Consider the following 19,347-nt stretch of genomic DNA (forward strand, 5'->3'; position numbering starts at 1 on the left):
ACACGAGATTCAAAATGGCAAAGATTCAAGCAAGAACGCAGAACGAAGGCCCTGAAGACGGTTTGCGCGAGAAGATGATCGCGATCAACCGCGTCACCAAGGTGGTGAAGGGTGGTCGTATCCTCGGTTTCGCAGCACTCACCGTCGTGGGCGACGGCGATGGCCGCGTCGGCATGGGCAAGGGCAAGTCCAAGGAAGTGCCCGCTGCAGTGCAGAAGGCGATGGAAGAAGCCCGTCGCAACCTGGCCAAGATCTCGATCAAGAACGGTACGCTGCATCACCGCGTGACGGGTCACCATGGCGCCGCTTCGGTCGTCATGATCCCCGCCCCGAAGGGTACCGGCATCATCGCCGGCGGCCCGATGCGCGCCGTGTTCGAAGTCATGGGCATCACCGACATCGTGGCCAAGAGCCACGGTTCGTCGAACCCCTACAACATGGTTCGCGCCACGCTCGACGGGTTGAAGAACTCGACGACCGCGTCCGAAGTGGCTGCCAAGCGCGGCCTGACCGTCGAAGAAATCTTCGCCTGAGCGCAAGCTCTCGCAAGGCTGAAGGAAGCATTCAAATGACGACGCAACAACAAACCCTCAAGGTGCAATTGGTCAAGAGCCCGATTGGCACCAAGGAATCGCATCGCGCGACCGTGCGTGGCCTCGGCCTGCGCAAGCTCAACAGCGTGAGCGAGCTGCAGGACACCCCGGCGGTGCGCGGCATGATCAACAAGATCAGTTATCTGGTCAAAGTTCTGTAAGAGAGACTGATATGGAACTCAATGGCATCAAGCCGGCAGCTGGCGCCAAGCACGCCAAGCGCCGTGTCGGCCGCGGTATCGGCTCCGGCATCGGCAAGACCGCGGGCCGCGGTCACAAGGGTCAGAAGTCGCGTGCAGGCGGTTTCCACAAGGTCGGCTTCGAAGGCGGTCAAATGCCGCTGCAGCGCCGCCTGCCCAAGCGTGGCTTCAAGTCGCACCTGCTGAAGTTCAACGCCGAAGTCACGCTGACTGCCCTCGAGCAGCTCGGCCTGGCCGAAGTGGACGTCCTGGCACTCAAGCAAGCCGGCCTCGTGGGCCAGCTCGCCAAGGTCGTCAAGGTCGTCAAGACCGGTGAACTCACCAAGGCCGTCAAGCTGACGGGCGTGGGTGCAACCGCTGGTGCCAAGGCTGCGATCGAAGCAGCCGGCGGCAGCGTCGCCTGATCACACTGGACTGAAAGAAGTTCTTCGTGGCAACTAACGCGGCAACGATCGCAAAGACAGGCAAGTTCGGCGACCTGCGTCGCCGGCTCGTCTTCTTGCTGCTCGCGCTCGTGGTCTATCGGATCGGCGCGCACATTCCTGTGCCGGGCATCAACCCGGACCAGCTGGCGGCGTTGTTCCAGGGCCAGCAGGGCGGCATCCTGAGCCTGTTCAACATGTTCTCGGGCGGGGCGCTGTCGCGCTTCACCGTGTTCGCGTTGGGGATCATGCCGTACATCTCGGCGTCGATCATCATGCAGCTGATGACCTACGTGCTTCCGACCTTCGAGCAATTGAAGAAGGAAGGCGAGGCCGGCCGCCGCAAGATCACGCAGTACACGCGCTATGGCGCGCTCGGCCTGGCCCTGTTCCAGTCGTTCAGCATTGCAGTGGCGCTCGAGTCCTCGGCCGGCCTGGTCATCTCGCCCGGTTTCGGCTTCCGCCTGACCGCCATGGTGAGCCTCACGGCAGGTTCGATGTTCCTGATGTGGCTCGGCGAGCAGATCACCGAACGCGGCCTGGGCAACGGCATCTCGATCCTGATCTTTGCAGGTATCGCGGCCGGCCTGCCCAATGCCATCGGCGGCCTCGCTTCGCTGGTGACGACCGGTGCGATGAACCCGATCATTGCGCTGTTCATCATCGCGATCGTGGTGCTGGTCACCTACTTCGTGGTGTTCGTCGAACGCGGCCAGCGCAAGATCCTCGTGAACTATGCGCGGCGCCAGGTCGGCAACAAGGTCTATGGCGGCCAGTCGTCGCACCTGCCCCTGAAGCTGAACATGGCCGGTGTGATTCCGCCGATCTTCGCCTCTTCGATCATCCTGCTGCCGGCAACGGTGGTCGGCTGGTTCAGCACCGGCGAAGGTGGTTTCGGCTGGATCAAGGACATTGCCGGCGCACTGCGTCCGGGCGAGCCGATCTACGTGCTGCTGTACGCTGCCGCGATCGTTTTCTTCTGCTTCTTCTACACGGCGCTCGTGTTCAACAGCAAGGAAACGGCCGACAACCTGAAGAAGAGCGGCGCATTCATTCCGGGCATTCGTCCGGGTGACCAGACCGCTCGCTATATCGACAAAATTCTGGTTCGCCTGACGTTGGCCGGCGCGGTGTACATCACCTTCGTCTGCCTGCTGCCCGAGTTCCTGATCCTGAAGTACAACGTGCCGTTCTACTTCGGTGGTACCTCCCTGCTGATCATCGTGGTCGTCACGATGGACTTCATGGCCCAGGTGCAAAACTACATGATGTCCCAGCAGTACGAATCGCTGCTGAAGAAGGCCAACTTCAAGACATCGTAGGGCTGTGTTGCAGTATTGAGTTCGGGCGGTAGACCGCCACGTTAAACAGTTTTAGGAGAATGAAATGAGAGTTTCGGCTTCGGTCAAAACCATCTGCCGTAATTGCAAGGTCATCCGCCGTAAAGGTGTGGTGCGTGTGATTTGCACCGACCCGCGCCACAAGCAGCGCCAGGGTTGATTGAAGAGTATTAGAGGACGCACATGGCACGTATTGCTGGCATCAACATTCCGCCGCACAAGCACGCTGAAATCGGCCTGACCGCCATCTTCGGCATCGGTCGCACCCGCGCCCGTCAAATCTGCGAAGCGAGCGGCATCGAATATTCGAAGAAGATCAAGGACCTGACCGACGCCGATCTCGAAAAGATCCGCGACCAGATCGCCTTGTTCACCATCGAAGGCGATCTGCGTCGCGAGACGACGATGAACATCAAGCGTTTGATGGACATCGGCTGCTATCGCGGCTTCCGTCACCGTCGCGGCCTGCCGATGCGCGGCCAGCGCACGCGCACCAACGCCCGCACCCGCAAGGGTCCGCGCAAGGCTGCGCAGTCCCTGAAGAAATAAGGATAGACCAGCATGGCTAAAGCACCTGCAAACAACGCCGCACAGCGCGTTCGCAAGAAGGTTCGCAAGAACGTTGCGGACGGCATCGCCCACGTGCATGCCTCGTTCAACAACACCATCATCACGATCACCGATCGCCAGGGCAACGCCCTGTCGTGGGCTTCGTCGGGTGGCCAGGGCTTCAAGGGCTCGCGCAAGTCGACGCCGTTCGCTGCGCAGGTGGCTTCCGAAGTGGCCGGCCGTGCTGCTGTCGAACAAGGCATCAAGAACCTCGACGTCGAGATCAAGGGCCCCGGCCCCGGTCGCGAATCGTCGGTGCGCGCACTGGCTGCGCTCGGCATCCGGATCAATTCCATTGCCGACGTGACGCCCGTTCCGCACAACGGCTGCCGTCCCCAGAAGCGTCGCCGCATCTGATCGTCAGTCCGCAAGGCGCAGCCGGCTTTTGAGCGGCTGCGCATTTGTTTTTTTACTAAGCCCACCGCCATCCGCGTCCTCGCCGATGGCTCCCGCAGGCAACTGCGGCAGATGACACAAAGGAAAAATCGTGGCACGCTACCTCGGCCCCAAGGCCAAACTTTCCCGCCGTGAAGGCACCGATCTGTTCCTCAAGAGCGCCCGCCGCTCCATCCAGGACAAGGCCAAGTTCGATTCCAAGCCCGGCCAGCATGGCCGCACTTCGGGTCAGCGCACGTCGGACTACGGCCTGCAGCTGCGCGAAAAGCAGAAGGTCAAGCGCATGTACGGCGTGCTCGAGAAGCAGTTCCGCCGCTACTTCGAGGAAGCCGACCGCCGCCGTGGCAACACCGGCGCCAACCTGCTGTTCATCCTCGAATCGCGCCTGGACAACGTGGTCTACCGCATGGGCTTTGGCTCGACGCGCGCCGAGGCACGCCAGCTCGTGTCGCACAAGGCGATCACGGTGAATGGCCAGTCGGTCAACATCCCGTCGTACCTGGTCAAGACCGGCGACGTGATCGCCGTTCGCGACAAGTCGAAGAAGCAGACCCGCATTGCCGAAGCGCTCCAGCTGGCCCAGCAAGTCGGTATTCCGGCCTGGGTCGAAGTGAACGCCGACAAGGCCGAAGGTACCTTCAAGAAGGTGCCCGATCGCGACGAATTCGCAGCCGACATCAACGAATCGCTGATCGTCGAACTGTACTCGCGCTAAACAGACGACAACGGGCCGCGCTTCGCGGCCCGATTTTGATTTTTTTGTTCCCATCGGGAGGCACTCCCGACGGGTGCTTCACCAGCCTTACCGGTGTAACGAGCCGGGGGTATTGAGAGGAAGTCTGCATGCAAACCACCCTGCTGAAACCCAAGACCATCCAGGTCGAGCAACTTGCCGCCAACAAGGCCAAGGTCACGCTCGAGCCTTTCGAGCGCGGCTACGGCCACACGCTCGGCAACGCGCTGCGCCGCGTTCTGCTGTCGTCGATGGTCGGTTATTCGGCCACTGAAGTCACGATCGCCGGCGTCCTGCACGAGTACTCGTCGATCGACGGCGTGCAGGAAGATGTCGTCAACATCCTGCTGAATCTCAAGGGCGTGGTGTTCAAGCTCCACAACCGCGACGAAGTCACGCTGAGCCTGCGCAAGGACGGCGAAGGCCCGGTGCTGGCATCGGACATCCAGACCCCGCACGACGTCGAGATCATCAACCCCGACCACGTGATCGCGCACCTGTCGCAAGGCGGCAAGCTCGACATGCAGATCAAGGTCGAAAAGGGCCGCGGCTACGTGCCCGGCACGATGCGCCGCTACGCCGACGAGCCGACCAAGTCGATCGGCCGCATCGTCCTGGACGCCTCGTTCTCGCCCGTGAAGCGCGTGAGCTACACGGTCGAAAGCGCCCGTGTCGAACAGCGTACCGACCTCGACAAGCTGCTGGTCGAAATCGAGACCAACGGTGCGATCACCGCCGAAGACGCCGTGCGCGCCTCGGCTAAAATCCTGGTTGAACAGCTGGCCGTGTTCGCGCAGCTCGAAGGCGGCGAACTGGCTGCATTCGATGCACCGGCACCGCGCAGCGCACAGCAATTCGATCCGATCCTGCTGCGCCCTGTCGACGAGCTCGAGCTCACCGTGCGTTCGGCCAACTGCCTGAAGGCCGAAAACATCTACTACATCGGCGACCTGATCCAGCGTACCGAGAACGAGCTGCTCAAGACCCCGAACCTGGGTCGCAAGTCGCTCAACGAAATCAAGGAAGTGCTTGCCTCGCGCGGCCTGACCTTGGGTATGAAGCTTGAAAGCTGGCCGCCGGCCGGCCTCGACAAGCGTTGATTTTTGAATTGAGCCCATGAGGGCTCGTGCCCGGGCAGTACCTGATACGGCTGCCTGTTTAATAAAGTAAAGGAAAGCACCATGCGTCACGGACACGGACTCCGCAAACTCAACCGCACCAGCTCGCACCGCCTTGCGATGCTGCAGAACATGATGAATTCGCTCATCGAGCACGAAGTCATCAAGACCACGGTCCCCAAGGCCAAGGAACTGCGCCGCGTCATCGAACCGATGATCACGCTCGCCAAGAAGCCCACGGTTGCCAACAAGCGCCTGGCTTTCGACCGCCTGCGCGACCGCGACAGCGTCGTGAAGCTCTTCGGTGAACTCGGCCCGCGCTTCGCAGCGCGTCCGGGCGGCTACACCCGCATCCTGAAGATGGGTTTCCGCGTTGGCGACAATGCACCCATGGCGCTGGTCGAACTGGTCGACCGTCCTGAAATTAAAGAAGAAGCCGCCGAGCAAGGCGCTGCTGAATAAGGTATAATTCCATCTTGCCGCGCGATGGAGCAGCCTGGTAGCTCGTTGGGCTCATAACCCAAAGGTCGCAAGTTCAAATCTTGCTCGCGCAACCAATTTAAAAGGCCCTTTGAAATTCAAAGGGCCTTTTTTCTTTGGCCGATGAGGATCTTCGGATCGGCAGATCCCTGCCTCCATGAAAAATGCCCTCGCAATGAGGGCATTCTTGTTTGTGGCCGGCGGCGGCTTATCGCAGGTATTCCGTAAGCAATGATCGACTTCTGGAACGCCAACTGCGCGTCGGCCTTGCGCAGCCTCTCGCGAAGCTCCTGCGGGTCCAGCGTGTCGATGTCGTCGGAGATCACGGACAGTGATCGACCGCACAAAGACTTTGCCCTCGAAGTTTCGATGTCGTCCTGCGACCGCCGCGTCCAGGCTACCGAAACCGAAAAATTCCTCCCGATCGCAGAGCGAGCCCACACGACCGCCGCATAAATTTCCTCACGGCTCCCATCAAGCGGAAGATCTCCGCTGTCGATACCCGTTCGAGGCTTTCTCGGTGTTCGGCATGCCGAACACCGAGAGAAAGCTACGGACGGAGAGGTGAATTCGGCACGTAGCGAATTCGGGGCGAGCCATCGGATGGGCATCCGCGTCACCCGCGCAGCGCGGCAGGGCCGCCAAGAACAGCCTACTCGCGCAACGTGAACACCACCGACAGGTAAGAGACCGGCTGGGTCCGGATGGCCTCGATCCCATGGAGTGCGGTCGCATCGAACAGCAGCGAGTCCCCTGCCCTCACCTCCGCAGTCCTGCCGCCATAGCGGTAGCTGACCTCCCCGGACAGGAAGTACAGGAACTTGAGGCCCGGGTGCTGGAAGGTCACATAGGGATCGGCGCCGGGCAGCAACGTGACCAGATAGGGCTCGACGAACAGGTTGCCCGACAGGAGGTGACCCAGCAGTTCGTAGCGGTAGTCTGAAACCGCGCCGACGCGATCAACCACAACACCCTGCCCAGCGCGCACGTGGCAAAAGTCCGTGCGCCGCGCCTGATCACTGAAGAAGCGCGACGCCGGCACACCCAGACCATTCGCGAGACGCTCCAGGGTCTCCACCGAAGGCGAGACCAGACCGCGCTCGATGCGAGAAAGCATCGAGGCAGAAATCCCCGAGGCCTTCGCCAGCACCCCACCCGACATCTCCGCCGCCATGCGCAGCGCCCTCACCTGTGCGCCGATACGCACCGCGGACAGGCTGCGCACGACAGGTGCGGGTTGCCTCGACCGAGTGCGCGTGATCGATGCCGGCAGCTTCGGCGAGCGCCCGGTAGGAAACGGAGACGGAAGCCGGACATTTCGCATGAACAGAGACCCCTAGCAGAAGCCGTAGGTCTGCCGATTGTGACTCAAACACGGCTGACGCAAAAGCAGCTTTCTCGAAGACTTCCCCTGTGAAAAGTTCTAGGAATTCTTCGAAGCAACCCGAAGCCTCGGCAAGGGAAGTGCTTGCGTTGAATTTGATCCGGCAGCGCGGATTAAGGGGATGGTCGCAAGAGGCACTGGCGTTCGAGGCAGGGCTGCATCGGACCTTTGTCGCTCACGTTGAACGTCAAGCTCGCAACATTTCACTCGACAATCTTGAGCGTCTCGCTTTGGCATTGGAGCTCAGGCCGTATCAACTTCTCGAAGAATAAAAGCCGTCGCTTTTGCGAGGCGATCATCGAAATTCGCCCTACGTGAAGCGCGCACCAAGGCTCACTACGCCCACGGAGAATCTCAAGCACCGCTCACTCCAAGTACGAATAGGTGAAAAGAGGCGCCGACGCGCCTCTGTGACCGCACTCGGCCATCGAGGCCACGCGGTTCGCTCCCACCGCGGTGTCGTCGCTGTTCCCGAGCGAATGCAAACCCGGTCGCCAACTGTTCGCCGCACGGTAGCCCTGCAAGTCAGAGACAGCTAAGCAGCACAGCAGAAACGGACTGTCGTTTGGCGAAGCTAGACTTCCGAGTTCGGTCAGTTCCGGACCTTCGACAGCGGCCCCGATTTCGAATTCCAAAGACGCGGCAACGGGCAGAACGCTTACGCAAACAGCATGGAGGACGGCACTTGCGACAAGACATAACCCTGAATATCCCGTACGACCTGTCCGAGCAAGAGCGGGCAAAGGTTTCGACCGTCTACGAGTCGATGGATGGTTGGTTGGGGAATAAGAATGGGCCGGCTTGGTACGGGCAGGAGGGCGACGCCCGCTACATGTGGGCCTCAGTCGAACCCAGCGGTATCCAGTTCTGCGGCGAAGTAGAAACGCCCGTCTGGATTGGATGGCTCACGGTGCTGTGCGCGAGAATGAGCCTCGCCCTCGGACGCGAAGTTCACGACGTCTGTGCTTGATGGCGGCAGGACGTCGTAGCGCCGCCTTCGGCCGAGGCTGTGTGAAAACGCTTCGTCGATCGTCTCACTCAAAATAAAATCTGCCAACCCGTTTGAGCGAGGTGTGAATTGCCCGGATTCCCTAGGCACTTTTGAGCCGTTGGAAATGGCGTCGTTCTGACTCTACAGGTGATAGGTCGCCGGCAGGCAGTGTTGTGGCGCCGCTTTGGGTCGTAGAACATCTCGATGTAGTTGAAGACGTCGGCTCTAGCTTGATCGCGGGTCGGGTAGATCTGGCGGTGTTCCGTCAGTCCGGAATGACCGCCGTGACCTCGATCTCGACCTTGGCGCGGTGCTCGACCAGCGCCGCCACCTGCACGCAGGTCATGGCAGGGAAATTGCGCCCCATCGCGTCGCGATACACCGGGCCGAGTTCGCCGAGGCGGCGGCTGTATTCGTCGCGGTCGGTCACGTACCAGGTCATGCGTACCATGTGCTCGGGGCCGGCGCCGGCTTCACGCAGCACTGCGGCGATGTTTCGCAGCGCCAGGCCGCACTGTTCGATGAAGTCGTCCGACTCGAACTGCTGCTGCGCATTCCAGCCGATCTGGCCGCCGACGAACACCATGGTGCCGCGCGCGGCCACGCCATTCGCATAGCCCTTGGGGGGCAACCAGCCTGGAGGCTGCAAGAGTTTGTTCATCATGATGTGGTGTCGTCGTTGAGTTGTCTCAGTTTGAATCGCTGGAGCTTGCCGGTCTCGGTGCGCGGCAGCACCGTCACGAACTCGATCTCCCGCGGGTATTTGAACGGTGCGATGGTGGCCTTCACATGGTCCTGCAGTACCTTGACGAGCGCCGCATCGCCTTCATGGCCGGGCTTCAGCACGCAGAAGGCCTTCACGATCATGCCGCGATCGGCATCGGGCTTGCCGATCACGCCGCACTCGGCCACGGCCGGGTGCTTGAGCAGTGCATCCTCGACCTCGGGTCCGCCGACGTTGTAGCCGGCGGTGATGATCATGTCGTCGGCGCGTGCCTGGTAGAAGAAGTAGCCGTCGTCGTCCTGCACGAACGAATCGCCGGGATAGTTCCAGCCGTTCTTCACGTAGTCGGCCTGGCGCGGATCGTCGAGGTAGCGGCAGCCCACGGGCCCCTGCAGCGCCAGCTTGCCGATGGTGCCGCGCGGCACTTCGTTGCCCTGGTCGTCCATCACCTTGGCGGTGAAGCCGGGCACCACCTTGCCGACTGCGCCGCGGCGCACCTGGTCGCCGGCGGCCGAGATGTAGATGTGGAACACCTCGGTGCCGCCGATGCCGTCGAGCATCTCGATGCCGGAGGCTTCCTTCCACAGCTGGCGCGTGGCGTCGGGCAGCGCCTCGCCCGCGCTCACGCAGATGCGCAGGCTCGGCGCGCCGAGCCTGCGCACGAACGGGGCCATCTGGCGATAGAAGGTGGGCGCGGTGTAGCAGATGGTCGCGCCGACCTCGTCGATGAGCTTCACCAGGCCTTCGGGCGTGAACGGCGCATCGGCAAAGTACACCGAGGCACCCGCCCACATCGGGAACACCAGCAGCCCGCCGAGCCCGAAAGTGAAAGCCAGCGGCGGCGAGCCGATCACGATGTCGTCGCTGCGCGCCTGCAGCACATGCCGGGGCCAGGTGTTGCACATTGCGAGCACGTCGCGGTGCGTGGTGACCGGTGCCTTGGGCTTGCCCGTGGTGCCGGAGGTGAAGGCGAGCAGGGCGATGTCGTCCGACGCCGTGGGGCAGGCGGTGAACACGCCGCTCTTGCCGGCCGCGCGCGCCGACAGCGAATCGGGCGCATCGGGCTGGTTGAACGCGATCACCGATGCGAGCACGGGATGCTCCCGCTGCGCCAGCACGAGTTCGTCGAGCAGGCGTCCGTCGCACAGCGCCGCCACGGGACGCGCCTTCTCGATGATCTCGCCGAGCTCCTTGGCGCGCAGCAGCGGCATGGTGGCGACGGCGATCAACCCGGCCTTGACCACCGCGAGCCACGACAGCGCCATGGCCACCGAGTTGCCGCCGCGCAGCAGTACGCGGTTGCCGGGCACGAGGCCGAGGTCTTCGGTCAGCACCTGCGCGATGCGGTTGACTTCGACGGCGGCCTGCGAATAGGTCAGCGTGCCGGCGGGCGAACGCAGCATCGGCTTGTCGCCGAAGCCCTTGGCGGGCGCCTTGTCCAGGAGCTCCTCCACGAGGTTCAGCTGATCGGGCAACTGCAACTCCGGGAGGTCGTAGCGGAAGACCGGCAGCTGCTCGGCGGGCGGCAGGCGGTCGTGAACGAAGCGGTCGACTTGGGCAGACACGGTGTTTATCCCCGCAAAACGGATTTGCCGATGATCAGTTGCTGGACTTCCGTTGCGCCTTCGTAGATGCGCAGCGAGCGGATGTCGCGGTAGAGGCTCTCAATCTTCGTGCCAACCTTCACGCCGAGGCCGCCGTGCATCTGCAGCGCCATGTCGATCACGCGGCTCGCGTTCTCGGTGGCGCACATCTTGGCCATGGCCGCGGCGGCGGACACGTCGCCCACCGCGGGTGCGCCGCGCCGTTCGGCGTCGTCGCGCATCCATGCGGCGCGGTAGGTGAGCAGTGCGGCGCTATCGATCAGCGCGGCCATCTCGCCGAGCTTGGCCTGCGTGAGCTGGAAGTCGGCGAGCGTCTGTCCGAACATGCGCCGGCCTTTCGCATGCGCGATGGCTTCGGCGAGTGCGCGGCGACCCATGCCCAATGCCGCCGCTGCGACGGATGCACGGAAGATGTCGAGCGTGCGCATCGCGAGCTTGAAGCCGCCGTTGAGTTCGCCGAGTTGCGCCGTGCGCGGCACGATGCAGTCCTGAAAGCGCAGCGTGGCCAGCGGATGCGGCGCCATCACGTCGATGTGCTCGGAAGTGTCGAGGCCGGCTGCCGTTGCATCGACGATGAACGCCGTGATGCCGCGCGTGCCGCCCGCGGGATCGGTCTTGGCGAACAGGCAGTAGAAGTCGGCGATGCCGCCGTTGCTGATCCAGGTCTTCTCGCCGTTGAGGCACCAGCCGTCGGGCGTGGCTTCGGCGCGCATGGCCATGGCCGCCACGTCGGAGCCCGCGTCGGGTTCGCTGAGGGCAAAGGCCGCGATCTTCTCGCCCCTGCCCACGGCCGTGAGGTACTGCGATTGCTGCCCGGGCGTGCCCGCGAGCGTGATCGCGCCGCTGCCCAGCCCCTGCATCGCAAACGCGAAGTCGGCCAGCGGCGAGTGGTAGCCGAGCGTTTCGCGCAGCAGCACGAGCGCGCGCGAATCGAGGCGCTCCAGCGCGCCGCCTGCGCTGCCGGGCACGGCATAGCGCAGCCAGCCGCCGTCGCCGAGGCGGCGCACCCAGTCGCGGCAGGCCGCGCGGTCGTCGCGCTCGTCGACCTCCTGCGCGGCGCACCAGGGCAGCAGCTCGCTCGCGAGCGCGCGATGCGCGTCGTCGAAGAACGGCAGCGCGAGGTGCGTTGTCGACGGTGGTGCGGGGATCTTGGTCATCATGACTTCAGTCTCCGCCGAACACGGGCTTGCGCTTGGCCGCAAACGCTTCGTAGGCGCGCCTGAAATCCTCGGTCTGCATGCAGATGGCCTGCGCCTGCGCTTCGGCCTCGATGGCCTGGTCGATGGTCATCGACCACTCCTGCGAGAGCATGGTCTTGGTCATGCCGTGCGCGAAGCTCGGGCCGTCGGCCAGTTCGCGCGCCACCTTGGTGGCCGCTTCGAGCAGGGCGTTGCTTTCATGCAGCGCATTGAAGAAGCCCCAGGCATGGCCTTCCTGGGCCGTCATCGCGCGGCCGGTGAACAGCAGCTCGGAAGCGCGGCCCTGGCCGATCACGCGCGGCAGCAAGGCGCAGGCGCCCATGTCGGCGCCGGCCAGGCCGACGCGCGTGAACAGGAAGGCGGTGCGCGTGGCGGGCGAGCCGTAGCGCAGGTCGCAGGCCAGCGCGATCATCGCGCCGGCACCGGCGCACACGCCGTCGATGGCGCCGACGATGGGTTGCGGGCAATGGCGGATGGCCTTCACCAGGTCGCCGGTCATGCGCGTGAACTCGAGCAGCTCCGGCATGCGCATGCCGGTGAGCGGGCCGATGATCTCGTGCACGTCGCCGCCCGAGCAGAAGTTGCCGCCGGCGCCGGTGACCACGATGGCCCTCACGTCGGTCGCATAAGCCAAGGCGCGGAACAGGTCGCGCAGCTCGGCGTACGAGTCGAAGGTGAGCGGGTTCTTGCGCTCGGGGCGATTCAGCGTGATGGTGCCGACGCCCGCTTCGTAGTGCCATGCGAAGTGCTTCGCCGCGTAAGGCGCCTTGGCCTCGAATTGCGCGTGCATGGGATTGCCCGCGCCGATGTAGTGCTTCATTCGGCCTCCGCCATCTGGCTGTGTGAGTGTTGCTTGACCTTGCCGAGCAGCTTGTGCAGCTGCGCGATCTCCTTGGCGCTGAGGGCCGCGAAGGCATCGACGATCCAGTCTTCGTGCTGCTGCGCCATCTCGTTGAAGAGCTTGCGCCCGCGCGCCGTGAGCCGCACGCGCCAGGCGCGGCGGTCGCCCTCGACGTTGATGCGTTCCACCAGCCCTTCGGTCACGAGCTGGTCGGTGATGCCGGTAACGTTGCCGCCCGTCACCATCATGCGGCGCGAGAGCTCGTTCATCTTCAGGCCGTCGGGCGAGCGCTCGAGCTGCGACATCAGGTCGAAGCGCGGCAGCGTGGTGGCGAACTGAGAGCGCAGTTCGTTGCGCACCTGCTTCTCGATCAGCTGGGTGCAGGTGAGCAGCCGCAGCCAGAGGCGCAGGGCCTCGGGGTGCTCGCTGTGGGCGCGTGCTTCGAGGTCCATGTCAGTGGCGCCCGGCCGCCCGAAGGCACTGACGCGCCCCCTCGGGGGGCAGCGATACGCGAAGCGATGAGCGGGGGGGGTTCATTTCAGTGCGTCTCCTCGCTGTTCTGAGCCAACGCGGCGGCGGAGATCTGCTGCTGCTTGGCGATCTCGCGGTACATCTGGTCGCGTCCGCTCAGGTATTGCTTGGGCCAGTCGACGTCGCGGCTTTGCAGCTTGGCGGCCTCGTGCAAGGTCCACGCAGGGTCGGCAAGGTGCGGGCGCGCGATGGCGCAGAGGTCGGCGCGGCCGGCCGCGATGATGCTGTTGGCCTGGTCGGCGTCGGTGATGGCGCCCACCGCGATGGTCGAGATGCCGACCTCGTTGCGGATGCGGTCCGAGAACGGCGTCTGGTACATGCGGCCGTACACCGGCTTGGCGGCGCGCGTGGTCTGGCCGGAAGACACGTCGATGAAGTCCGCACCGGCTTCCTTGAAGAGGCGCGCCACCACGACGGCATCGGCGTCGGTGTTGCCGCCGGGCGCCCAGTCGTGCGCCGAGATGCGCACGCTCATCGGCTTGTCTTGCGGCCACACGGCGCGCATGGCGCGGAACACCTCGAGCGGGTAGCGGCAGCGCGCTTCGATGCCGCCGCCGTATTCGTCGGTGCGCAGGTTGGTCAGCGGGCTGATGAAGGCCGACAGCAGGTAGCCGTGCGCGCAGTGCAGCTCGAGCCAGTCGAAGCCGCATTCGGCGGCGCGGCGCGTGGACGCCACGAACTGGTCGCGCATGAAGTCCATCTGTTCGCGCGTCATCGCGGCCGGCAGCTGGTTCTGTTCGCCGTAGGCCACCGCGCTGGCGGCCAGCAGCGGCCAGTTGCCGCTTGCTAGCGGCTCGTCGGTGCCTTCCCAGCCCACGCGCGTCGAACCCTTGGGGCCGCTGTGGCCGAGCTGCATGGCGATCTTGGCGCTCGACTGCGTGTGCACGAAATCGACGATGCGCTTGAACGCGGCCTGCTGCGCGTCGTTGTACAGGCCCGTGCAGCCGGGGGTGATACGGCCTTCGGGCGTCGGGCTGGTCATTTCGACGAACACCATGGCGGCGCCGCCGAGCGCGCGCGCGCCCAGGTGCACCAGCAGGAAGTCCTGCGGCACGCCGTCGACCGCGCTGTAGGTGGCCATCGGCGACACCAGGATGCGGTTCTTGAGCCTGAGGCCGCGCACCTGCAGCGGCATCAGCATGGGCGCAATGGGCTTGCCGCCGGCCAGCCATTGCTCGTAGCCGCCGAGCCATTGCGTGTCGCGCACGCGCAGGTTCTCGTGGCTGATGCGCTGCGAGCGCGTGAGCAGCGAGTAGGCGAACTGCTCGATCTGCATGCCGGTGTAGCGCGGCACGTTCTCGAACCATTCGGTGGAGTTGCGTGCGGCGTTCTGGATCTTGAGCACCTCGACGCTGCGGCGCGCCTCGTAGCCCTCGAGCACGTGGTCGACGGTGCCGCCCTGCGCGAATTCGTTGGCCAGGTCGATTGCGTCTTCCAGCGCGAGCTTGGTGCCCGAGCCGATCGAGAAGTGCGCCGTGTGCGCCGCGTCGCCCATGAGCACCACGGGCACCGAGCGGCCCTGCACGTCGATGCGATGCGTCCAGCGCTCGCACACCACGCGCGGAAAACGGATCCAGTTGGCCGAGCCGCGCAGGTGCGTGGCATTGCTGATGAGCGAATGGCCGCCCAGGTACTTGGCGAACAGCTTCTCGCAGAAGGCGATGGCCTCGGGCTGCTCCATCTGGTCGAGGCCGTGGGCCTTCCAGACTGCTTCGGGCGTCTCGACGATGAAGGTCGAGGTCTTGTCATCGAACTGGTAGGCATGGGCCTGGAACCAGCCGTGCTCGGTCTGTTCGAAGGCGAAGGTGAAGGCGTCGAAGGTCTGGTGCGTGCCCAGCCACACGAAGCGGCAGTTGCGCAGGTCGATGTCGGGCTTGAACACGTCGGCATAGCGCTGGCGGATGCGGCTGTTGAGGCCGTCGCTTGCAATCACCAGGTCGGCGTTGTACTGGGCGGCGATCGCCTGGTCGTCGGTGGCGTCGGTCTCGAAGACCAGCTTCACGCCGAGCGCGAGGCAGCGCTCCTGCAGGATGTTCAGCAGACGCTTGCGGCCGATGCCGCAGAAGCCGTGGCCGCCCGAGCGCACCTGCCGGCCCTTGAAGAAAACCTGGATGTCGTCCCAGTGGTGGAACTCGCTGCCGATCAGCGCCGCGGTCTCGGCATCGGCCGCGCGCAGGTTGGCGAGCGTCTGGTCGCTGAGCACCACGCCCCAGCCGAAGGTGTCGAAGGGGCGGTTGCGCTCCACCACGGTGATCTCGAGCGCGGGGTTGCGCGCCTTCATCAGCAGCGCGAAGTACAGGCCCGCGGGGCCGCCGCCGATGCACAGGATGCGTTGAAGGTCCATGGCGGGTGCGGCAGAGGTGCCGGCGGTTAGGCTGTTCATGGTTGAATAGTTTAAGCATAAACAATCCGGTGTCAACGGGGCCTTCCCCGGCGGGGTACCCGGGGCGCCGTGGGTGTCATGCAAAAAATCGAAAAAATCAATACCATCGCTTCACCATGCAAAGCTTGATACCCAAGATCGAGTCGCAGCTTGCGTCGCTGCCCGTGCCCATCGCGCTGGAACTGCCCGATGGTCGAAGAGTTGCCAAGCCGGGGTCGCGCGTCACCCTGGCGTTCAGCGAGTGGTCGGCGCTGGCCAAGCTGGCGGCGCATCAGGTGGGGGCCATCGGAGAGGCCTATGTGGAGGGCCGGGTGCAGATCGAAGGCGCAATGCGCGACCTGATCGACGCCACGGTCGGCATGCTGCCCGGCAACCCCGCGGAGACCAACACCACCTGGTGGACCCGGCTGCTGCGGCTGGCCAAGTCCCACAACTCGCATTCGCTGCACAAGGACGCCGAGCAGATCCAGTTCCATTACGACGTCTCCGACGACTTCTACGCGCTGTGGCTCGATCCGCGCCGGGTGTATTCGTGCGCCTATTTCCGCACGCCGGGGCTGACGCTGGCGCAAGCCCAGGAGGCCAAGCTGGACCACATCTGCCGCAAGCTGCTGCTGCAGCCCGGCGAGCGTTTTCTCGACATCGGCTCCGGCTGGGGCGGGCTGCTGCTGTGGGCGGCGGAGCACTATGGCGTCGACGCCACCGGCATCACGCTGTCGAAGAACCAGCATGCGCACGTGCAGCGCCTGATCGAGGAAAAGGGCCTGCAGGGCCGCGTGCGGGTGGAGCTGCGCGACTACCGCGAGCTTTCGGCCGATGCGCCCTTCGACAAGATCTCGTCGGTCGGCATGTTCGAGCATGTGGGCGCGGCCAACATGCCCACCTATTTCCGCAAGATCCATTCGCTGCTCAAGCCCGGCGGGCTGGTGCTGAACCACGGCATCACCTCGGGCCAGCTCGACTACCGCCAGCTGGGCGCGGGCATGGGCGACTTCATCGAGAAGTACATCTTCCCGGGCGGCGAGCTGCTGCATGTGACGCACGTGCTGCGCGAGACGGCGGCCGCGGGTCTGGAGATGGTCGATACCGAAAGCCTGCGCCCGCACTATGCGCGCACGCTGTGGGCCTGGTCCGACGCGCTGGAGTCGCAGCTCGACACGGCGCGCGAAGTGCTCGCGCGCGCGGGCGGGCGGCAGGGCGAGAATGCCGAGCGCATCCTGCGCGCCTACCGCCTCTACCTGGCGGGCTCGGCCATGAGCTTCGAGCAGGGCTGGATCTCACTGCACCAGATGCTTTCGACCAAGCCCGACGGGCGGGTCGAGCACGGTGTTCTGCGCGGCGCGCAATCGGTGTACCCTTTTGCCCGTGACTACATCTACAAGTGAGTGAGAACAACCATGCTGTACCGATTCCAGTCCCGGGCCTCCCCTGACTTCGTGATGCTGGAGGTGCATGCACGCCAGCTGTTCGACATCGTCGGCAAGGCGCCTGCGCCGCAGGGCATCATCACCCTCGAGCAGATCCCGGGCGCCATTGCGGCGCTCGAATCCGCGCTGGCGCGCGAGGCCAGCAATCCGCACAACCATGACGACTACGCCGTCGAAGGCCACGCCAACGAGGCCGAAAAGCAGCACGTGGGCCTGCACCAGCGCGCAGCCCCGCTGCTGCACATGCTCAGGGATTCCCTGGCCGATAAAAAAGACGTGACCTGGAAGACCTGAGCGCCTGTCGCGAAGCCTGGGGGTTAGTCCACTTTCGCGCCGGAGTCCTTCACCACCTTCGCCCACTTCACGTGCTCGCTGGCAATCAGCTTGGCGAAGTCGGCCGGCGAATTGCCGCTCGGGATGGCGCCCTGGGCGAGCATCTTTTCCTTGATGGCGGGCGTGCCCAGCGACTTGGCCACTTCCTGCTGGATCCGGTTCACGATCTCGGGCGAGGTGCCGGCCGGCGCCAGCAGGCCGAACCATGAGCTCGCCTCGAAGCCCTTGAGCGTCGGGCCGCCCGCTTCCTCGACCGTCGGGACGTCGGGCAGCGCCGGCGAGCGCCTGGCACTGGTCACGGCCAGGGCCGTGAGCTTGCCGCCCTTGATTTGCGCCATCGACGAAGGCAGGTTGTCGAACATCACGTCGGCGTTGCCGCCCACCATGTCCAGCAGCGCCGGGCCCGAGCCCTTGTACGGGATGTGGGCCATGAAGGTGCCGGTCATGCTCTTGAAGAGCTCGCCTGCCAGGTGGATCGAGGTGCCGCTGCCGCTGGAGGCCATGTTGAGCTTGCCCGGGTTGGCCTTGGCGTACTTGATGAAGTCCTGCACGTTGTGGATGTTCAGCGCCTTGGCCTTGTCGGCGTTCATCTCCATGACGTTCGGCACGGCCGCCACCAGCGTGATCGGCGCGAAGTCCTTGATCGGGTCGAACGGCAGCTTGGGATAGAGCGCGCGGTTGATGCCGTGCGTGCCGACCGTGCCCATCAGGAGCGTATAGCCGTCGTTCGGCGCGCGCGCCACGATCTCGGCGCCCACGTTGCCGCCCGCGCCCGCGCGGTTGTCGACGATGAACTGCTGGCCGAAGGCCTTCGACAGTTCGGGCGCGACGGCGCGCGCCAGGATGTCGGTGGTGCCGCCGGCCGCGAAGGGCACGACGATGCGCACCGGCTTGTTCGGCCAGGTGTTCTGGGCCCAGGAAGGGGCAGCCGCGAGGGCGATGGCGCAGGCGGAAGCGGCCAGTGCGGCGCGGCGGTTCGTCTTGAAGTTTGAAGAAGAGGTCATGCGGGCGTTTGTACAGGGGAACCGCCGCGCGCGTGGCGGGTAAAAACCCCGTGGGAACGCCGGCTATGCCACCTGCATCCGCTGTGCAAACCGCTCGCTGCGAAAACGCTCCAGCACGAAGTCGATGAACACGCGCGTCTTCGCGGGCAGCAGCTTCTTGCTCGGGTAGTAGAGCCAGACCGCGCCCGCGTCGAAGTGCCACTCGGGCAGCAGGCGCACCAGCTCGCCGCTGCGCAGCCCGCGTTCGACGAAGGGCATCGGCAGCATCGCCACGCCCAGGCCCATCAGCGCGGCGTGCGCAATCGCTTCGGGGTCGTTGAAGATCGCGCGCGGCCGGGGCAGCTCCACCGTGGCCTGGTCGCCGCTCGCATGCTGCAGCGTCCAGCTGCGAAGCCGGCCGGTGGGCGAGGAGCGCCGCAGCAGGGCGTCGAGCTGCGCCAGTTCCGCGGGCTGTGCCGGCAGCGTGCGCCCTGCCAGGTAGCCCGGTGCGGCCACCGCCACCACATGGATGCGCGCCAGTTCGCGTGCCACCACGCCGGGCGACAGCTCGATGCCGCCGCCGATGGCCGCGTCGAAGCCTTCGCCCACCAGGTCCACCTGCTGGTTGTCGAAGTGCCAGTCGGGCAGGATGGACGGGTATCGCGCGAGGAAGTCGCCCATCATCGGCAGCACATGCTCGCGGCCGAAGGCCTGGCCCATGCTCACCTTGAGTGTGCCGGCGGGCTGGCCGTCGTCCTGCGACAGGCCGGCCACGGCGTCCTGCAGCGTGGCCAGCGCCCCGCCGATCTGGCCCAGGAAACGCTCGCCGCCCTCCGTCAGCGTGAGGCGGCGGGTGCTGCGCTGGAACAGCCGCACGCCCAGCCGGGCTTCGAGCCGCGCGACGTTCTTGCTGACCGCGGCCGGCGTGAGCCCGAGCCGGCGGGCAGCGGCCGAGAAGCTGCCGCTTTCGGCGCTCTGCACGAAGGACTGGAGGTGATTGAGCGGTTCCATGGGCCTATTTTCAACCAATGGTTGAATCTGATTGGAACGATTGAT

At 64.8% G+C, this 19,347-nt stretch carries 24 protein-coding genes, 1 tRNA gene and 1 pseudogene; 15 read left to right on the forward strand and 11 right to left on the reverse strand.

All coding sequences use genetic code 11. The features are described 5' to 3' along the window. Nucleotides 1-14: 14 nt before the first annotated feature. The 11 genes from rpsE to FB547_RS02470 all read left to right on the forward strand — a co-directional run bounded on the left by rpsE (nucleotide 15) and on the right by FB547_RS02470 (nucleotide 5,968). Nucleotides 15-533 carry a 30S ribosomal protein S5 gene (gene rpsE, locus FB547_RS02420; RefSeq protein ID WP_124959016.1) on the forward strand — a complete coding sequence of 173 codons (519 nt, stop codon included), beginning with the start codon at nucleotides 15-17 and terminating at the stop codon, nucleotides 531-533. A 35-nt stretch (nucleotides 534-568) separates the two neighbouring features. After that, nucleotides 569-754, forward strand: a complete 186-nt coding sequence (rpmD, locus tag FB547_RS02425; RefSeq protein ID WP_009124818.1) for a 50S ribosomal protein L30 — start codon at nucleotides 569-571, stop codon at nucleotides 752-754. An 11-nt stretch (nucleotides 755-765) separates the two neighbouring features. Beyond that, entirely contained in the window at nucleotides 766-1,197 is a 432-nt protein-coding gene (rplO, locus tag FB547_RS02430; protein ID WP_145739337.1) for a 50S ribosomal protein L15, read from the forward strand. 26 nt (nucleotides 1,198-1,223) lie between these two features. Further along, entirely contained in the window at nucleotides 1,224-2,537 is a 1,314-nt protein-coding gene (gene secY / locus FB547_RS02435) for a preprotein translocase subunit SecY (RefSeq protein ID WP_145739339.1), read from the forward strand. Nucleotides 2,538-2,601: 64 nt separating this feature from the next. After that, a complete protein-coding gene (rpmJ, locus tag FB547_RS02440; protein ID WP_013544106.1) occupies nucleotides 2,602-2,715 on the forward strand; it encodes a 50S ribosomal protein L36 in 114 nt (37 codons plus the stop codon). A 23-nt stretch (nucleotides 2,716-2,738) separates the two neighbouring features. Next, nucleotides 2,739-3,104 (forward strand): 30S ribosomal protein S13, encoded by a 366-nt coding sequence (gene rpsM, locus FB547_RS02445; RefSeq protein ID WP_013544105.1) that lies wholly within the window; start codon nucleotides 2,739-2,741, stop codon nucleotides 3,102-3,104. 12 nt (nucleotides 3,105-3,116) lie between these two features. After that, nucleotides 3,117-3,521, forward strand: coding sequence for a 30S ribosomal protein S11 (gene rpsK, locus FB547_RS02450; protein WP_009124825.1), 405 nt, complete (start codon nucleotides 3,117-3,119; stop codon nucleotides 3,519-3,521). 130 nt (nucleotides 3,522-3,651) lie between these two features. After that, nucleotides 3,652-4,275, forward strand: a complete 624-nt coding sequence (gene rpsD / locus FB547_RS02455; RefSeq protein ID WP_013544104.1) for a 30S ribosomal protein S4 — start codon at nucleotides 3,652-3,654, stop codon at nucleotides 4,273-4,275. 128 nt (nucleotides 4,276-4,403) lie between these two features. Then, the gene (locus tag FB547_RS02460; RefSeq protein WP_009124827.1) at nucleotides 4,404-5,393 is read left to right on the forward strand and encodes a DNA-directed RNA polymerase subunit alpha; all 990 of its coding nucleotides are present in this window, start codon (nucleotides 4,404-4,406) and stop codon (nucleotides 5,391-5,393) included. Nucleotides 5,394-5,474: 81 nt separating this feature from the next. Then, on the forward strand, nucleotides 5,475-5,873 hold the full coding sequence (gene rplQ / locus FB547_RS02465; RefSeq protein WP_015867792.1) for a 50S ribosomal protein L17: 399 nt from the start codon (nucleotides 5,475-5,477) through the stop codon (nucleotides 5,871-5,873). A gap of 18 nt (nucleotides 5,874-5,891) precedes the next feature. After that, nucleotides 5,892-5,968 (forward strand) — tRNA-Met (locus FB547_RS02470). A gap of 21 nt (nucleotides 5,969-5,989) precedes the next feature. Here the strand turns inward: FB547_RS02470 and FB547_RS02475 are convergent. Both FB547_RS02475 and FB547_RS02480 read right to left on the reverse strand, forming a co-directional pair. Beyond that, nucleotides 5,990-6,217, reverse strand: coding sequence for a hypothetical protein (locus FB547_RS02475; RefSeq protein WP_145739341.1), 228 nt, complete (start codon nucleotides 6,215-6,217; stop codon nucleotides 5,990-5,992). 326 nt (nucleotides 6,218-6,543) lie between these two features. Beyond that, entirely contained in the window at nucleotides 6,544-7,116 is a 573-nt protein-coding gene (locus FB547_RS02480; protein ID WP_145739343.1) for a helix-turn-helix domain-containing protein, read from the reverse strand. Nucleotides 7,117-7,355: 239 nt separating this feature from the next. Here FB547_RS02480 and FB547_RS02485 point away from each other — a divergent pair, with 239 nt between their 5' ends. Together FB547_RS02485 and FB547_RS02490 are read left to right on the forward strand one after the other, a co-directional pair. Further along, a complete protein-coding gene (locus FB547_RS02485; RefSeq protein ID WP_309926384.1) occupies nucleotides 7,356-7,547 on the forward strand; it encodes a helix-turn-helix transcriptional regulator in 192 nt (63 codons plus the stop codon). 413 nt (nucleotides 7,548-7,960) lie between these two features. Beyond that, complete coding sequence (locus FB547_RS02490; RefSeq protein WP_145739347.1) at nucleotides 7,961-8,245, forward strand: hypothetical protein; 285 nt, start codon at nucleotides 7,961-7,963, stop codon at nucleotides 8,243-8,245. Nucleotides 8,246-8,366: 121 nt separating this feature from the next. Here FB547_RS02490 and FB547_RS02495 read toward each other — a convergent pair. The 7 genes and pseudogenes from FB547_RS02495 to FB547_RS02525 form a co-directional block, all read right to left on the reverse strand. Then, nucleotides 8,367-8,523 (reverse strand): annotated as a pseudogene (locus FB547_RS02495) (IS3 family transposase); the annotation flags it as partial. 8 nt (nucleotides 8,524-8,531) lie between these two features. Then, entirely contained in the window at nucleotides 8,532-8,930 is a 399-nt protein-coding gene (locus FB547_RS02500; RefSeq protein ID WP_145739348.1) for a RidA family protein, read from the reverse strand. After that, the gene (locus tag FB547_RS02505; RefSeq protein WP_145739350.1) at nucleotides 8,927-10,555 is read right to left on the reverse strand and encodes an AMP-binding protein; all 1,629 of its coding nucleotides are present in this window, start codon (nucleotides 10,553-10,555) and stop codon (nucleotides 8,927-8,929) included. Before FB547_RS02505 ends, FB547_RS02500 begins: the two co-directional genes overlap by 4 nt. A gap of 5 nt (nucleotides 10,556-10,560) precedes the next feature. Next, nucleotides 10,561-11,754, reverse strand: a complete 1,194-nt coding sequence (locus FB547_RS02510; RefSeq protein WP_145739352.1) for an acyl-CoA dehydrogenase family protein — start codon at nucleotides 11,752-11,754, stop codon at nucleotides 10,561-10,563. Between the two features lie 4 nt (nucleotides 11,755-11,758). Further along, nucleotides 11,759-12,613 (reverse strand): enoyl-CoA hydratase family protein, encoded by an 855-nt coding sequence (locus tag FB547_RS02515; RefSeq protein WP_145739354.1) that lies wholly within the window; start codon nucleotides 12,611-12,613, stop codon nucleotides 11,759-11,761. After that, the gene (locus tag FB547_RS02520; RefSeq protein WP_015867787.1) at nucleotides 12,610-13,086 is read right to left on the reverse strand and encodes a MarR family winged helix-turn-helix transcriptional regulator; all 477 of its coding nucleotides are present in this window, start codon (nucleotides 13,084-13,086) and stop codon (nucleotides 12,610-12,612) included. The genes FB547_RS02515 and FB547_RS02520 overlap by 4 nt, the downstream gene beginning before the upstream one ends. Before the next feature lie 86 nt (nucleotides 13,087-13,172). Continuing rightward, nucleotides 13,173-15,509 (reverse strand): bifunctional salicylyl-CoA 5-hydroxylase/oxidoreductase, encoded by a 2,337-nt coding sequence (locus tag FB547_RS02525; protein ID WP_410000792.1) that lies wholly within the window; start codon nucleotides 15,507-15,509, stop codon nucleotides 13,173-13,175. Nucleotides 15,510-15,664: 155 nt separating this feature from the next. Here FB547_RS02525 and FB547_RS02530 point away from each other — a divergent pair, with 155 nt between their 5' ends. Both FB547_RS02530 and FB547_RS02535 read left to right on the forward strand, forming a co-directional pair. After that, the gene (locus tag FB547_RS02530) at nucleotides 15,665-16,933 is read left to right on the forward strand and encodes an SAM-dependent methyltransferase (RefSeq protein ID WP_145739358.1); all 1,269 of its coding nucleotides are present in this window, start codon (nucleotides 15,665-15,667) and stop codon (nucleotides 16,931-16,933) included. 12 nt (nucleotides 16,934-16,945) lie between these two features. After that, entirely contained in the window at nucleotides 16,946-17,269 is a 324-nt protein-coding gene (locus FB547_RS02535; protein WP_145739360.1) for a DUF1840 domain-containing protein, read from the forward strand. A gap of 23 nt (nucleotides 17,270-17,292) precedes the next feature. Here the strand turns inward: FB547_RS02535 and FB547_RS02540 are convergent, their stop codons facing one another. Then, nucleotides 17,293-18,312 carry a Bug family tripartite tricarboxylate transporter substrate binding protein gene (locus tag FB547_RS02540; protein WP_145739362.1) on the reverse strand — a complete coding sequence of 340 codons (1,020 nt, stop codon included), beginning with the start codon at nucleotides 18,310-18,312 and terminating at the stop codon, nucleotides 17,293-17,295. 63 nt (nucleotides 18,313-18,375) lie between these two features. After that, a complete protein-coding gene (locus FB547_RS02545; protein WP_145739364.1) occupies nucleotides 18,376-19,302 on the reverse strand; it encodes a LysR family transcriptional regulator in 927 nt (308 codons plus the stop codon). Nucleotides 19,303-19,347 lie beyond the last annotated feature (45 nt).

This window comes from Variovorax beijingensis (genome assembly GCF_007828835.1).
In the GTDB taxonomy this organism is placed as follows: Bacteria; Pseudomonadota; Gammaproteobacteria; order Burkholderiales; family Burkholderiaceae_C; genus Variovorax; species Variovorax beijingensis_A.

Coding starts and splice junctions, on each gene's coding strand:
- rpsE (WP_124959016.1), top strand. CDS start 15: ATGGCAAAGATTCAAGCAAGAACGCAGAACGAAGGCCCTGAAGACGGT.
- rpmD (WP_009124818.1), top strand. CDS start 569: ATGACGACGCAACAACAAACCCTCAAGGTGCAATTGGTCAAGAGCCCG.
- rplO (WP_145739337.1), top strand. CDS start 766: ATGGAACTCAATGGCATCAAGCCGGCAGCTGGCGCCAAGCACGCCAAG.
- rpmJ (WP_013544106.1), top strand. CDS start 2,602: ATGAGAGTTTCGGCTTCGGTCAAAACCATCTGCCGTAATTGCAAGGTC.
- rpsM (WP_013544105.1), top strand. CDS start 2,739: ATGGCACGTATTGCTGGCATCAACATTCCGCCGCACAAGCACGCTGAA.
- rpsK (WP_009124825.1), top strand. CDS start 3,117: ATGGCTAAAGCACCTGCAAACAACGCCGCACAGCGCGTTCGCAAGAAG.
- FB547_RS02460 (WP_009124827.1), top strand. CDS start 4,404: ATGCAAACCACCCTGCTGAAACCCAAGACCATCCAGGTCGAGCAACTT.
- rplQ (WP_015867792.1), top strand. CDS start 5,475: ATGCGTCACGGACACGGACTCCGCAAACTCAACCGCACCAGCTCGCAC.
- FB547_RS02500 (WP_145739348.1), bottom strand. CDS start 8,930: ATGATGAACAAACTCTTGCAGCCTCCAGGCTGGTTGCCCCCCAAGGGC.
- FB547_RS02510 (WP_145739352.1), bottom strand. CDS start 11,754: ATGATGACCAAGATCCCCGCACCACCGTCGACAACGCACCTCGCGCTG.
- FB547_RS02515 (WP_145739354.1), bottom strand. CDS start 12,613: ATGAAGCACTACATCGGCGCGGGCAATCCCATGCACGCGCAATTCGAG.
- FB547_RS02520 (WP_015867787.1), bottom strand. CDS start 13,086: ATGGACCTCGAAGCACGCGCCCACAGCGAGCACCCCGAGGCCCTGCGC.
- FB547_RS02525 (WP_410000792.1), bottom strand. CDS start 15,509: ATGGACCTTCAACGCATCCTGTGCATCGGCGGCGGCCCCGCGGGCCTG.
- FB547_RS02530 (WP_145739358.1), top strand. CDS start 15,665: ATGCAAAGCTTGATACCCAAGATCGAGTCGCAGCTTGCGTCGCTGCCC.
- FB547_RS02535 (WP_145739360.1), top strand. CDS start 16,946: ATGCTGTACCGATTCCAGTCCCGGGCCTCCCCTGACTTCGTGATGCTG.
- FB547_RS02540 (WP_145739362.1), bottom strand. CDS start 18,312: ATGACCTCTTCTTCAAACTTCAAGACGAACCGCCGCGCCGCACTGGCC.
- FB547_RS02545 (WP_145739364.1), bottom strand. CDS start 19,302: ATGGAACCGCTCAATCACCTCCAGTCCTTCGTGCAGAGCGCCGAAAGC.